Genomic DNA, 13432 nt, shown 5'->3' on the forward strand with positions numbered 1-13432 from the left:
GCACCATGGTCAGGGCACCTGCGAGGACACGCCCGGGTCACCCGTACGACACCCGCCATAGACTCGGCTGCGTGCTCCACCTGCCTCCTCTCGCCCGTTTCGGCGACCGTCTCGCCACCGGCCTCCTCGACGTCACCATTGATCCGGCGGCCCTGGACTCCACCGGATTCTGGGCCGTCTGCGCCGACTTCGAGGGCCGTCTGACCTGCGCCCGCTTCGCGGACGTACGGGAGCAGCCCGTGCCCGCGCCGGTGCCGGGGAGGTGGCGGGGACCCGCCGTGGGCGCCTGGACCTCGTCGCTCGACCGTGCCGCGTACACGGAGGCGGTGCGCCGGATACGCGCGTACATCGCGGCGGGCGAGGTGTACCAGGCCAACCTCTGCCGCGTCCTCACCGCGCCCGTCGCGCCCGACGCCGACGTGGACGCCCTGACCGCCCTGCTGGCGCGCGGCAACCCGGCACCGTACGCAGGAACGATTCGTCTCCCCGGGTACGGCGTCGAGATCGCCACGGCCTCGCCCGAACTGTTCCTGCGCCGGGACGGTCGGACCGTGGAGTCCGGACCGATCAAGGGCACCGGGCGCACCGAGGCGGACCTCCTGGAGAAGGACTACGCCGAGAACGTGATGATCGTGGATCTGGTCCGCAACGACATCGGGCGTGTCTGCGCCACCGGCAGCGTCACCGTCCCCGACCTGTGCGCCGTGGAGAAGCACCCCGGCCTGGTCCACCTCGTCTCCACGGTCCGCGGCGAGCTGCGCGCCGGAGCCGGCTGGCCGGAGCTGCTCGACGCCGCCTTCCCGCCCGGCTCGGTCACCGGCGCGCCCAAGTCGAGCGCCCTGAGGATCATCGACGCCCTGGAGACGGCACCCCGCGGCCCGTACTGCGGCGGGATCGGCTGGGTCGACGCCGACCGGGGCACCGGGGAGCTGGCCGTGGGCATCCGCACCTTCTGGATCGACCGCGCGGAGGGTGTCCTGAGGTTCGGCACCGGCGCCGGCATCACCTGGGGTTCCGACCCGGAGGGGGAGTGGCGGGAGACCGAGCTGAAGGCGTCCCGGCTGCTCGCGGTAGCGTCGGGGGCGTACGAGGCGAGTGGAGGGGCTGTTTCATGAGGATCTGGCTGGACGGCGGGCTACAGGACGTCGAGACCGCCCGTGTCTCCGTCTTCGACCACGGGCTGACCGTGGGCGACGGCATCTTCGAGACGGTGAAGGCGGTCCACGGCAAACCCTTCGCGCTCACCCGGCACCTCGACCGGCTGACCCGCTCGGCCCGGGGCCTGGGCCTGCCCGACCCCGACCACGACGAGGTCCGCCGGGCCTGCGCGGCCGTCATGGAGGCCAACCCGATGCCGCTCGGCCGGCTGCGCATCACCTACACCGGCGGCCACGGCCCGCTCGGCTCCGACCGCGGCGAGCACGGCCCGACCCTGGTGGTCGCCCTCGGCGAGACCAGCCGCCGCGCCGACTCCACCGCCGTGATCACCGTCCCCTGGACCCGCAACGAGCGGGGCGCCCTCACCGGCCTGAAGACCACCTCGTACGCCGAGAACGTCGTCGCCCTGGCCCGCGCCCACGAACAGGGTGCCTCCGAGGCGCTGTTCGCCAACACGGTCGGCCGGCTGTGCGAGGGCACGGGCTCCAACGTCTTCGTCGTCCTGGACGGCGAGATCCACACCCCGCCGCTCGCCTCCGGCTGCCTCGCCGGCATCACCCGCGCCCTGACCGTGGAGTGGACCGGCGCGAAGGAGACCGACCTGCCGCTGGACGTCCTGGACCGGGCCGACGAGGTCTTCCTCACGTCCACGCTGCGGGACGTACAGGCCGTGCACCGGGTCGACGGCCGGGAACTGCCCGGCGCCCCCGGTCCGGTGACCGCCAAGGCGATGCGGGTCTTCGAGGAGCGGGCCGGGGACGACCTCGATCCCTGACGGAGCGAATATCCGGCTGATCCCTCGCAGCGGGCCGGGTAGAACAGGTGTGATGACCACGACACTGCGGCCGACCGAGCCGCTCCAGCGCGCAGCCGACGGGAGCCTGTCCCGCCACTTCCAGGTGTGCGTGAACAGCCGCCCTGTCGGCGAGGTACGCCTCCGCACGCACCCCTCCTTCGGGCCCGCCGTCGCGCAGATCCACGACCTGCGCATCGAGGAACCGGACCGTCGGCGCGGCCGGGGCACGGTGGCCGCGCTGGCCGCCGAGGAGGTGGCGCGCGGCTGGGGCTGCGGACGGATCGAGACGACGGTGCCCGCCGACGCCGAGGCCGCGCTGCGGCTCGCCACGGCGCTCGGCTACGTCCACCGCAACCGCGGCATGGTCAAGCCGCTCGGCGCCACCCCGCCGGAGCTGCCCGCGGGCAGCCGGAGCAGGCCGATGACAGAGGCCGAGTACGGGCCGTGGCGCGAGCACGGGGCTGTGGGCTACATCCATGACTGGACCAGCCGCGGTGTGCCCGAGGACGAGGCCGCGGCCAAGGCGCGCGCCGACTACGCCCAACTGATGCCGGACGGGCTCGCGACCGAGGGCATGACGGTGAGCGTCCTGGAGCACGAGGGCACCAGGGTCGGTGTCCTGTGGCTGTCGATCTCCGGGGAGACCGCCTTCGTCTGCGACGTCGAGACGGACGAGGCCGTCCGCGGCCGGGGCCACGGACGCACCCTGATGCTGCTGGCGGAGCGGCAGTCGGTGGCCGCCGGCCGACGCGCCCTCGGCCTCAACGTCTTCGCCGGCAACACCCCGGCCGAGCGGCTGTACGACTCACTCGGTTACCTGCCGGTGAGTCACACGATGTACAAGCCGCTGCTCTGAGTGCAAGCCCCCGCTCTGAGTACAAGCCCCTGCTCTGAGTACAAGCCGCTGCTCTGAGTGCAAGCCCCTGCTCCGAGGTCACGCCTCGCCGGTCAGCAGCCGGTCCGCGATCTCCTCGACGCGCTCCCGCAGCCCCTTCTGGCTCTTGCCGCCGTCGAGGCGCTCGCCGCCGATGACGTACGTCGGGGTGCCGGTGACACCGATGGCCTTGCCCTCGGCCTGGTCGGCGTCGACGATCAGGATGTGCCGGCCGTCGATCAGGGCGGTGTCGAACTCCTCGGCGTCCAGGCCCAGTTCCCGGGCCACCTCGACCAGGAAGGGTTCTCCCTCACGGTCCAGCTCCTCGACGCGGCCCAGGACCGCCTCGACGTACGCCCAGCCCTGCCCCTGCTCCAGCGCCTCCTCGGCGGCCTGCGCCGCGGCGAACGCGTGCTTGTGCTTCTCCAGCGGGAAGTGCCGCAGCCGCAGCTCCAGCCGGTCGCCGTAGCGGGCGCGCAGGGCGCGCAGGTCGTCGAGGGCGCTGCGGCAGTCCGGGCACTGGAGTTCGCACCAGACGTCCAGCACGGGTACGGCGGTGCCGGCGGGGGAGGAGTCGCTCATGGACACCAGTCTCCCAGGCCGGACCCCACCCACCCAATCGGGACCGTAGGGCACGAGCGGCCTGACCGGCCCCAAGGAGGAGGTGACCCGGAGATCTCCCTGATGTCGGGCCGGGGCATGGCACCGCGGGTGCGCGACGGTGCACGATGGAGGTGCACGATCGAGGTGCGAGGGGACATGGTGCCGCGGTGCCGCACGGACACGGTGACCGGCCCGTTCCCGGCACCCGCCCCGCCCGACCCAGCCGCCTGGAGGACCGGATGATCGCCGAGACAGTCTGTTCCGCCGTGTCCGCGGCCGGCCTGGGCATCGCGGTGGTCACGGCCTACCGCAGGCGTTTCCTGGCCGCGGCCCGGATCGCCGCGTACTCGCTCGTGCCGGTGGGGCTGGTGATGACCGGCGTCGTCGGCTGGCTGGCCGACACCGCGTTCAGCCCGACCGCATGGGCGGGCTTCGGGGTGCTGGGCATCGCCTGGGCCCTGTTCGCGACGACCAGGGTCGTGGAGCGCCGGCGCGGGGGCACCCGGGCCGAACGCAAGGCGGCCAGGGCCGCGGACCGCGAGGCGGTCGCGCCGACGGCCTCGGCCCCCTCCCTCGGTCCCGCCACGCGTCCGGCCGCCCGTCCCGCCAAGGCACCTCGCGCCGGCGATTCCGCCGACGACTTCAGCGACATCGAGGCCATCCTCAAGAAGCACGGCATATGACCTGGAGCGAAAGCCCCTGGGAGAACAGAGATCGTCCCCGGCACGCCCGGAAACGATCACTGCCCGGCCGGAAGCGAACCGGACAACAAGGATTTCGGTGAACTCCCGTTCATTCCGGGCGTGTTGATCGCGGACGGGGCGCCCCGTGGTCCATCATCGCCGCGAGATGCTGGACACGTCAGAGAGCGAGGCCGCGCCGCCGAAGGACGAGCCGCGCGGGTGCCTCTTCGCCCTTTCCCAGCCACCGCTGATGATCTTCCTTGCGGTGATCGGGTGTCTGCTCCTCATGGCTGCGCTGCACGATCTGCTGTTGCTGTGAGCCGTACACGCCCGTCCCCGGCGTCACCCGCCGGGGGCGGCGTCGACATCGGAACGCGCCCGCATCGGACCCCTCCCGCATCGGACCGCACCGGCATCCGACCACGCCGGCGCTCAGCCCGTCGCTTCCTTCCGCCGGGCCCGGTAGGCGGCCACGTGCAGCCGGTTCCCGCAGGTGCGGCTGTCGCAGTAGCGGCGCGAGCGGTTGCGGGAGAGATCGACGAAGGCCCGCCGGCAGTCGGGCGCCTCGCAGCGCCGCAGCCGCTCCTGCTCCCCGGCCACCACGAAGAACGCGAGGGCCATCCCGCAGTCCGCGGCGAGATGGTCGGCCATGGAGGCGCCGGGGGCGAAGTAGTGCACATGCCAGTCGTAGCCGTCGTGATCGGTCAGCCGGGGAGTGGTGCCCGCGGCGGCGACCAGATCGTTGATCATCCCGGCGGCGGCACGGGCGTCCGGTGCGGCGAAGATCCCCGCGAACCGCCCGCGGACCTTGCGCACCGCGGAGAGGTCGAACTCCGAGAGCACCCCCACATCGCTGATCTCGTGCTTTCGTACGAAATCAGCCAGAGCCGCGACGTCCGGCAGCCCGTCGGCCGCCGAGTCGTCCTCCGGCACGGTGTTCACCAGATCCACCACGGTGTCGAGGGCGCACCGGGTGTCGTGGGTGATCAGCACGTTTCGCTCCCTGCCTGGGGGGTCGGGCGGGCGCCCGCCGATGCTGGCCGATGGTAGCGATACTGCCGAGAGAACGGCTGCGCGCCCGCAGGGGTTCCCGTCACACCCGCGGGGCAGACCGCTCGACGGGCCGCTCGACGGGCCGTGGGGACCGCGGAGCGGATGAGCGCGCACACCGGCGCCGCCCCCGTGAACACGCACGGTGACGGCGTCGGTCATGCCGTATGCGGTTGTCCTGGCCCGAGAGCCGCCCGAACCGTCTCCCCGAGTGGACGGTGCCGGCCGGCTTCGACCCGCGACCTAGCTTTCCGCCAGGATGTGCGAGAGCTCCTGATCCAGATCGAAGTGCCGGTGTTCCGTGCCGGGCGGCACGGCCGCGTCCGTCCGCTTCAGGAAGGACTCCAGGGCCCGCGCCGGGGCCTCGAGCAGGGCCTCCCCCTCCGGGGAGCTCAGGGCGATGCAGACGACGCCCTGACCATGGCTCCGGGACGGCCAGACGCGGACGTCGCCGGTGCCCGTGGGACGGTGAAGCCCCTCGGCGAGGAGGTCGCGGGCGAACACCCACTCGACGGTCTCCTCGGCTCCGGTGTGGAAGGTGGCGTGCACGGCGTAGGGGTCGGCCGTGTCGTACCGCAGGCCTGCGGGGACAGGCAGGGAGGACTCGCTCGACACAACGAGGCGCAGGTGCAGCTCGCAGCTGACCGTGGTGTTCATAAGCGCCAGGGCCTTTCGCTCAGTGTGCGCTCGGGGATTCGCACGTCGGCGAAATCGACATGCCACCTACGGTGCCGTTGTAAACCCCTCTGAGTGTTTTGCGTGTGTTTACGTAACTCGTCCGGCCGAGAACCGGTCCGCGAGGTACGTCCATTCCGGTGACAGGTTTCACTCCGGTAGTGTTTGGTCGTATGAATACGGGGAGTAACGATCCGGGCGAAGTCGCCGTGGCGGCGGACAAGGCGGAGGCGATGACGGACGGGGCGCGGGACGAGCGGGGACTCGGCTCGAAGGCGCCGGACTTCATCAAGGCTCGGCGTGCACTGCACCTGAGCTGGCAGGTCGGGGTCTTCGTCATCGGGCTCGCGGTCGTGGCGGCGGGGATCGTCATGCTGCCGTTGCCCGGGCCGGGCTGGGTCGTGATCTTCGCCGGCATGGCGATCTGGGCGACCGAGTTCGTCTGGGCCCAGCTGGTCCTGCGCTGGACCAAGCGCAAGGTCACCGAGGCGGCCCAGCGGGCGCTCGACCCCGAGGTGCGCCGCCGGAACATCGTCCTGACCTCGGCCGGGCTGGTGATCGTGGGCGTTCTCGCCGGGATATACCTGTGGAAGTTCGGCCTGGTGATGCCCTGGAAGATCAAGGACCAGTGAGCCGCCCCGGGCACCGGCCCGACCGCTCGACCCGGCCGCCCGTGGTCGGTCGCACCCCTGACATGGGGTAATGTTCTTCCTGCGTCCGGGCGATTAGCTCAGTGGGAGAGCGCTTCGTTCACACCGAAGAGGTCACTGGTTCGAACCCAGTATCGCCCACACCCGGAACCACGGCCCACCTGCGAATGCGCAGGTGGGCCGTAGTCGTATGCCCTGTGGCCGGGACGCCCCGCCGGGTACCGCCCGAAGAAAATCCTGTCCGAATCATTGACGCACCCTCAGCCCCTCCGTACCTTGTGCCAGCAAGCGCTTACTTGAAACGATTCATGCGCACGGTGATGAGGCTGCGGGGAGGCCCAACAGTGGTGATCGGCAGGAACTTCGAGAGGCGTACGATCCTGAGGGCGGCCGGGGCGGGGGCGGCCGCGCTCGGGCTGGGACTGACGACCGGGTGTGGCGGTGAGAGCAGCGGTTCCGGAGACGGGACGGTGACGCTCCGTTACGCCTGGTGGGGTGGCGAGCCGCGCACCATCGCCATCAAAAAGACGATCACGCTCTTCGAGAAGAAGTATCCGAAGATCAAGATCAAGCCTGAATTCACCGACTACGAGGCGTTCTGGGAGAGGTTCCAGACCCAGGCCTCCGGCGGGAATCCGCCGGACGTTTTCCAGAATGCGGTCGGATTCCTGCGCAAGTACGACAAGCGCGGAGTTCTGATGGATCTCAAGACGCAGGCGGAGGCGGGAAATCTGAGCCTGAAGAACTTCCGCAACGGCGTCCTGACGGCCGGTCAGGCCGATGGCAAGCAGCTCGGCGTTCCCGTCGGGGCCAACACCATGGCACTCGTCATCGACCTCAAGGCCTTCAAGAAGGCAGGCGTCGAGGCGAAGTTCGGCTGGACCTGGGACGACTACTTCGACGCGTTGCAGACGATCCAGGACAAGCTGAAGATCGCGGGCGACACCGGCTACTTCAGCATCATGTACCTCTACGACCTGTACCTGCGGCAGAACGGCAAGGCCTTCTTCACCGACAGCGCTCTCGGCTTCACCGAGGACGATCTGACGCAGTGGTGGGAGGACGGCTACAAGCGCGTGAAGTCCGGTCTCGTCGCCGACCCGAAGAAGATCGAGCAGGTCAAGCCCAAGTCCGGTCTCTCCGCGGGGCTCGCCGCGTCCGAGTTCACCTGGGACAACTTCTCCATCCGCTACCAGGGCGAGGGCAATTCCGACTACGGGCTCGCGCCGATCCCCACTGTGGACGGCAAGGACACCGGCCAGTACCTCGGCTCCCTGATGCTGAGCGCCTTCGCCGGGACCAAGCACCCCAAGGAAGCCGCCCAGTTCATCGACTTCATGGTCCACGATCCCGAGGTCGGCAAGATCATGGGCTACGACCGGGGCATCCTCGCCACGACCGAGCAGTACGACGCGTTCAAGCCCACCGATGCCAACAACAAGGGCGTCGCGGCGTACGAGGAGGAGGTCGCCAAGGCCGGTGTCCTCGGGAAGATCACTCCGCACCCGTCCGGTGCCGACATCGTCGAGGCGGCGTTCCTGCGGATCGGCGGCGAGGTCGCCCAGGGCAAGACCAAGCCGGCCGACGCCGCCAAGACGCTGTTCAGCGAGGCCAAGGCCGCGTTCGCGGGCTGAGGGGACGTACCACCATGACGCTCGTCAAGGAAGCGCCCGCGCGCCCGGCCGGGAAGCGGTCCGCCGCGCCCGCCGCCGGGCGGCGCGGGCGGCGCCGCGAGAACATCGCCGGCTATCTCTTCATGTCGCCGTGGATCGCGGGCTTCCTGCTGCTCACGGCGGGCCCGATGATCGCGTCGCTGTACTACGCGTTCACCAGCTACAACCTGTTCACACCGCCGAAGTGGGTGGGCCTCGACAACTTCACGACGATGTTCCAGGACCCGCGCTGGCAGAAGTCGGTGCAGGTCACGCTGAAGTACGTCGTCGTGGCCACCCCGCTGAAGCTGCTGCTCGCGCTCGGCGTCGCGCTGCTGCTCGCGCAGAATCGGCGCGGACAGGCCCTGTACCGGGCCGCGTTCTATCTGCCCTCGCTCATCGGCGCCAGCGTCTCCGTGGGTTTCGTGTGGCGGGCGCTGTTCTCGGACGACGCGATCGTGGACCGTACGCAGAAGATCTTCGGTCTCCACGTGGGCGGCTGGATCGGCAACCCGGACTACGTGATCTACGCCCTGGTCGCCCTGAGCATCTGGCAGTTCGGTGCGCCGATGGTCATCTTCCTGGCCGGTCTCAAGCAGGTCCCGCGGGAGCTGTACGAGGCGGCCGAGGTGGACGGGGCGGGTCCCTTCCGGCGGTTCTGGGACATCACGCTGCCGATGATCTCCCCCGTGCTGTTCTTCAACGTGCTGCTGGAGTCCATCCACGCGTTCCAGGTGTTCGGTTCCGCATACATCGTCTCCGACACCCGCTGCGGGCCCGCCGACGCCACACTCGTCTACACCTGTTACCTCTACCAGAAGGGCTTCAAGGAGGCCCAGATGGGCTTCGCCGCCGCGATGGCCTGGACGTTGGTGGTCGCGGTCGCGCTCGTCACGGCGGTTCTGTTCTGGTCGCAGAAGAAGTGGGTGCACTACGAGGAGGCCGCCAAGTGACCAGTGCCACCAGCCCTGTTGCGCGCGCGACGAGCGAGCGGCGGCGCCTCGGATCGTTCACCTGGCACGTGGGCGCGCTCCTCGTCCTCGCGGTCGTCCTGTACCCGGTGGTCTGGGTGGTCGGTGCCTCGTTCAAGCCGAGCAAGGACATCATCGCCAGCCTCGACCTGCTGCCCGGCAAGCCGGTGTGGGCGAACTTCTCCGGGCTCGCCGATGGTATCTCCGGCATCTCCATCAGCAGCTTCTTCGTGAACTCGCTGATGTACGCGGTCCTCGCCGTGGTCGGTGTGGTGCTGTCCAGCTCGCTGACGGCGTACGCCTTCGCCAAGATCCGGTTCGCCGGACGGAACCTGCTGTTCACGCTGATGATCGGCACGCTGCTGCTGCCGTACCACGTCCTGCTCATCCCGCAGTACGTGATGTTCCGCAAGCTGGAACTCGTCGACACGCTGGTGCCGCTCGTGGCGGGCAAGTTCCTGGCCACGGAGGCGTTCTTCGTCTTCCTGATGGTGCAGTTCATGCGCGGGCTGCCGCGCGAGCTGGACGAGGCCGCCAAGCTCGACGGCTGCGGGCACCTGAGGACCTACTGGTCCATCGTGCTGCCGCTGAGCCGCCCCGCCATCATCACCAGCGCCATTTTCACCTTCATCAATGCGTGGAACGACTTCATGGGCCCGTTGATCTACCTCAACACTCCCTCGAAGTACACCGTTTCGCTCGGCCTGATGATGTTCCGCGACCAGGAGGGCATCTCCGACTACGGCAGCATGATCGCGATGTCGCTGGTGGCGCTGGTGCCGGTCATCGCCTTCTTCATGGCCTTCCAGCGGTACCTGATCGACGGCATGGCGACCTCCGGACTGAAGGGCTGAGGGGGACGCCATGGCCGAGGCACGCGTCAAGGCACGCAAGGAGTCCGTGTTCTCCGAGCGGTTCGCGGTCTTCGCCGAGTGTCTGCTGACCGGGGTGTGGATCGCGGTCGCCTCGCTCGGAGTCGTCACCTACCCGGCCGCCTTCGCCGCCGGGGCCCGGCACCTGCGGCGCCGTACGGCCCATCACGGCGGAGGCTGGCGGGAGTTCACCGTGGACTTCCGGACGGCGTTGCGCGGCGGCTGGGCCGTCGGGCTCGCCGGGTGGGCCGCGGCGGCCCTGGTGTGGGTGGATGTGCGGGCGGTGCGGGCCGGGCTGCCCGGTGGCCCGCTCGTCGGGGCGGTGGGGCTGTTCGCGCTGATCGGCACCGTCGTCGCCGGGCTGCGCGCGGCGGCCGTCTGGGCCCCGGGCGACACCTGGCGGGACCTCCTCGCCGCAGCCGGCCGGCGTACGGTCCTCGACCCCACCGGTTCCTTCCTGCTCGTCGGCGGCATCGTCCTCGTCGCCGGTTCCGCCCTGATCGTCGCACCGCTGGCGGTCCCCGTGCTCGGGGCCGTCGCGGCGGCGGCCGTCGCCGTGGAGGAGCGGTACCGGCACCGCTGACCGGCGGTGCCCTCGATCAAGGCCGGTGCCCTGGGCGCCGTGCCGCTGCCTGTCATGCCCCTGACCATCCGCACGCATCCAGACTTCCCGCACGGAAAGGACAGGTCGAACTCTCATGTCTCCCATCCCCCGCAGATCCCTCCTCAAGGCCGCCGCGGTCGCCGGAGCCGCCGCCCAGTTCAGCTGGGCGCTGGGGACGAGCGACGCGCAGGCCGCGCCCGGAGCGGCAGCCGACGCCGCGGACCCGGTGACCCTCGACTGGCTGGAGGACGGCGGCCTCGGGGCCGCACCGGGCTCCACGGTCGGCGTGCCCTGGCCGATGGGCGCGTACCAGGAGGACCAGACCTTCGCGATCACGGACGCCGACGGCAAGGACGTGCCCGTACAGTCCTGGCCGCTCGCCCACTGGCCCGACGGCTCCCTCAAGTGGACCGCCCACGCGGTGAGTTCCGGCTCCGGCAAGCTCACCCTCAAGGCCGGTGCACCGGAGATCCCCGTCAAGAAGGTCACCGTGGACAGGAGCGGCGGCACCATCGACGTGTCGACCGGCGTCATCACCGCGAGGATCGGCAAGAACGGCTCCACGATCATCAAGTCCGTCACCCGGGGTGCGACGGAGATCGCGAAGAACGGGCGGCTGGTGCTCATCCGTCAGCCCGAGGTCGAGGACGAGGACCAGGGCACCGTCAGGACCGAACGCTTCGACGGCGCCATCTCGTCGGTCACGGTCGAGCAGGACGGCCCGGTCCGCGCCGTGGTCCGCGTCGACGGCAAGCACCGCAAGGGCGACCGTGGCTGGCTGCCCTTCTCCCTCCGCCTCTACTTCTACGCGGGCGCCGACTCCTTCCGGATGGTGCACACCATCACCTACGACGGCACGCTGGAGCCCGGCAAGGCGAGCGGGGACTTCATCCGCGGCCTCGGCGTCCGCTTCTGCGTGCCGATGCGGGACGCCGCCTACGACCGGCACATCCGCATCGGCGGCGAGAGCACCGGCCTGCTGCGCGAGGCCGTCCAGGGCATCACCGGCCTGCGCCGCGACCCGGGCGCCGCCGTGCAGGCCGCCCAGTACGCGGGCCAGAAGCTGCCCGACCCCTCCACCTGGGACCAGCGGGTCACCACCCGCCTCCAGTACATCCCGCACTGGGGCGACTACACCCTCTCCCAGCTCTCCGCTGACGGCTTCACCCTGCGCAAGCGCACCAAGAAGGGCTACGGCTGGATCGGCGCCGGCGGCGGCAAGCGGGCCTCCGGCTTCGGGTACGTCGGCGGGGCGAGCGGCGGACTCTCCTTCGGGCTGCGCGACTTCTGGGAGAAGTTCCCCGCCCAGCTCGACATCCGCGACGCCCACACCGACGAGGCCACCGTCACCCTCTGGCTCTGGTCACCCGAGGCACAGCCCATGGACCTGCGCTTCTACCACGACGGCATGGGCCAGGACACCTACGCCGAACAGCTCGAGGGCCTCAACATCACCTACGAGGACTACGAGCCGAAGTTCGGCACCCCGTACGGCATCGCCCGCACCTCCGAGCTCCTCTTCTGGGCCAACGACTCCACCCCGAGCGCCGACACCCTCGCCGACCAGGTGAACGCCGTACGCGTACCGCCGCAGCTCGCCGCCCCGCCCAAGCAGCTCATCAAGGCCAAGGTCTTCGGCCCCGGTCTGTACTCCGAGCCCGACCGCTCCACCGCCGCCAAGGCGAAGATCGAGGACCACCTCGACTTCCTCTTCACCTACTACAAGGACCAGGTGGAGATGCGCCGTTGGTACGGCTTCTGGGACTACGGCGACATCATGCACACCTACGACTCCGCGCGGCACGTCTGGCGCTACGACATCGGCGGCTACGCCTGGGACAACTCCGAACTCTCGCCCGACCTCTGGCTCTGGTACGCGTACCTCAGAAGCGGCCGCTCCGACATCTTCCGCTTCGCCGAGGCGATGACCCGGCACACCGGCGAGGTGGACGTCTACCACCTCGGCGAATGGGCGGGCCTGGGCACCCGGCACGGTGTGCAGCACTTCGCCGACAGCGCCAAGCAGCAGCGCATCGCCAACACCACCTACCGCCGCTTCTACTACTTCCTCACCGCGGACGAACGCGTCGGCGACCTCATGCACGCCAACGTCGACTCCGACGAGACGTTCCTCGTCCTCGACCCGCAGCGCAAGGTGCGCACCGACCCCTACACGCCCGACCGGCACGCCCTGTCGATCGGCTTCGGCACCGACTGGAGCGGCCTGGTGTCGGCCTGGCTGACGGAGTGGGAGCGCAAGGGCCCCAAGTGGGAGAAGGCCAAGGCGCGCGTGCTGTCGACGATGGAGGGCATCGCCGCCCAGCCCAACGGCTTCGTCCAGGGCAGCGGCCTGTACGACCTCGACACCGGCAGGTTCGCGGTGGCCGGCACACCGGTGGTCTCCGTCTCCCACCTGTCGGCCGTCTTCGGCCTGAACGAGCTGTGCGCCGAGCTCATCCACCTGGTCGACCTGCCGAAGTTCAAGGAGGCCTACCTCGACTACTGCCGCTACTTCAACGCCACCAAGGCCGACCAGAAGGCCCGGTACGGCTCCGACTTCGGCTCCCTGCTGCTGTTCCAGGGCCACTCGCGCCTCGACGCGTACGCCGCCGTCCAGACCGGCGACGCGACACTCGCCCAGCGCGCCTGGACGAAGTTCTACGGCTCCGACGGCTACACCGAGTCCTCGCCGTGGAAGACGGAGCGGCTGAGCGGCCCCGCCACCCTGGTGTCCGGCAGCGAGGCGAGCTGGGTGTCCACCAACGACACCGCGCTCTACGGCCTCGCGGCCATCGAGAACCTGGCCCTGCTCGGCGACAGGATGCCGTCCTAGGGTGCGAGGGG

General features: G+C 70.1%; 14 protein-coding genes and 1 tRNA gene. 12 read left to right on the plus strand and 3 right to left on the minus strand.

From position 1 onward, the window contains the following. The first annotated feature begins 71 nt into the window (after window positions 1-71). From ABZ915_RS20400 to ABZ915_RS20410, 3 genes are read left to right on the plus strand one after another with little or no spacing between them, the layout of a single operon-like run. A complete protein-coding gene (locus ABZ915_RS20400; protein WP_361804630.1) occupies window positions 72-1115 on the plus strand; it encodes a chorismate-binding protein in 1044 nt (347 codons plus the stop codon). After that, a complete protein-coding gene (locus ABZ915_RS20405; RefSeq protein WP_361804633.1) occupies window positions 1112-1933 on the plus strand; it encodes an aminodeoxychorismate lyase in 822 nt (273 codons plus the stop codon). The genes ABZ915_RS20400 and ABZ915_RS20405 overlap by 4 nt, the downstream gene beginning before the upstream one ends. A 52-nt stretch (window positions 1934-1985) precedes the next feature. Then, entirely contained in the window at window positions 1986-2810 is an 825-nt protein-coding gene (locus ABZ915_RS20410; protein ID WP_361804636.1) for a GNAT family N-acetyltransferase, read from the plus strand. A 78-nt stretch (window positions 2811-2888) separates the two neighbouring features. On the opposite strand, the gene ABZ915_RS20415 is transcribed toward ABZ915_RS20410, so the two are convergent. Further along, window positions 2889-3410: a DsbA family protein gene (locus ABZ915_RS20415; RefSeq protein WP_361804639.1), complete on the minus strand. Its 522-nt coding sequence runs from the start codon at window positions 3408-3410 to the stop codon at window positions 2889-2891. A 260-nt stretch (window positions 3411-3670) separates the two neighbouring features. On the opposite strand from ABZ915_RS20415, the gene ABZ915_RS20420 reads away from it, so the two are divergent. Together ABZ915_RS20420 and ABZ915_RS20425 are read left to right on the plus strand one after the other, a co-directional pair. Continuing rightward, window positions 3671-4114 (plus strand): hypothetical protein, encoded by a 444-nt coding sequence (locus tag ABZ915_RS20420; RefSeq protein ID WP_361804642.1) that lies wholly within the window; start codon window positions 3671-3673, stop codon window positions 4112-4114. A 166-nt stretch (window positions 4115-4280) separates the two neighbouring features. After that, window positions 4281-4433 carry a hypothetical protein gene (locus tag ABZ915_RS20425; RefSeq protein WP_167747935.1) on the plus strand — a complete coding sequence of 51 codons (153 nt, stop codon included), beginning with the start codon at window positions 4281-4283 and terminating at the stop codon, window positions 4431-4433. Between the two features lie 113 nt (window positions 4434-4546). Here the strand turns inward: ABZ915_RS20425 and ABZ915_RS20430 are convergent, their stop codons facing one another. Next, on the minus strand, window positions 4547-5107 hold the full coding sequence (locus tag ABZ915_RS20430; RefSeq protein ID WP_361804645.1) for a CGNR zinc finger domain-containing protein: 561 nt from the start codon (window positions 5105-5107) through the stop codon (window positions 4547-4549). Window positions 5108-5407: 300 nt separating this feature from the next. Then, on the minus strand, window positions 5408-5821 hold the full coding sequence (locus ABZ915_RS20435) for an SsgA family sporulation/cell division regulator (RefSeq protein WP_004002642.1): 414 nt from the start codon (window positions 5819-5821) through the stop codon (window positions 5408-5410). A 191-nt stretch (window positions 5822-6012) separates the two neighbouring features. On the opposite strand from ABZ915_RS20435, the gene ABZ915_RS20440 reads away from it, so the two are divergent. The 7 genes from ABZ915_RS20440 (at window position 6013) to ABZ915_RS20470 (ending at window position 13421) form a co-directional block, all read left to right on the plus strand. Next, window positions 6013-6471, plus strand: coding sequence for a TIGR02611 family protein (locus tag ABZ915_RS20440; protein WP_361804648.1), 459 nt, complete (start codon window positions 6013-6015; stop codon window positions 6469-6471). Between the two features lie 87 nt (window positions 6472-6558). Continuing rightward, window positions 6559-6630 (plus strand) — tRNA-Val (locus ABZ915_RS20445). Window positions 6631-6836: 206 nt separating this feature from the next. Further along, window positions 6837-8123: an extracellular solute-binding protein gene (locus ABZ915_RS20450; RefSeq protein ID WP_361804651.1), complete on the plus strand. Its 1287-nt coding sequence runs from the start codon at window positions 6837-6839 to the stop codon at window positions 8121-8123. A gap of 14 nt (window positions 8124-8137) precedes the next feature. After that, window positions 8138-9094, plus strand: coding sequence for a sugar ABC transporter permease (locus ABZ915_RS20455; RefSeq protein WP_361804654.1), 957 nt, complete (start codon window positions 8138-8140; stop codon window positions 9092-9094). Next, the gene (locus tag ABZ915_RS20460) at window positions 9091-9966 is read left to right on the plus strand and encodes a carbohydrate ABC transporter permease (RefSeq protein WP_361804657.1); all 876 of its coding nucleotides are present in this window, start codon (window positions 9091-9093) and stop codon (window positions 9964-9966) included. Before ABZ915_RS20455 ends, ABZ915_RS20460 begins: the two co-directional genes overlap by 4 nt. Window positions 9967-9976: 10 nt before the next feature. Next, the gene (locus ABZ915_RS20465) at window positions 9977-10567 is read left to right on the plus strand and encodes a hypothetical protein (RefSeq protein ID WP_361804660.1); all 591 of its coding nucleotides are present in this window, start codon (window positions 9977-9979) and stop codon (window positions 10565-10567) included. 115 nt (window positions 10568-10682) lie between these two features. Next, window positions 10683-13421: a Tat pathway signal sequence domain protein gene (locus ABZ915_RS20470; protein WP_361804663.1), complete on the plus strand. Its 2739-nt coding sequence runs from the start codon at window positions 10683-10685 to the stop codon at window positions 13419-13421. Window positions 13422-13432 lie beyond the last annotated feature (11 nt).

The organism is Streptomyces sp. NPDC046915 (assembly GCF_040644935.1).
GTDB lineage: Bacteria > Actinomycetota > Actinomycetes > Streptomycetales > Streptomycetaceae > Streptomyces.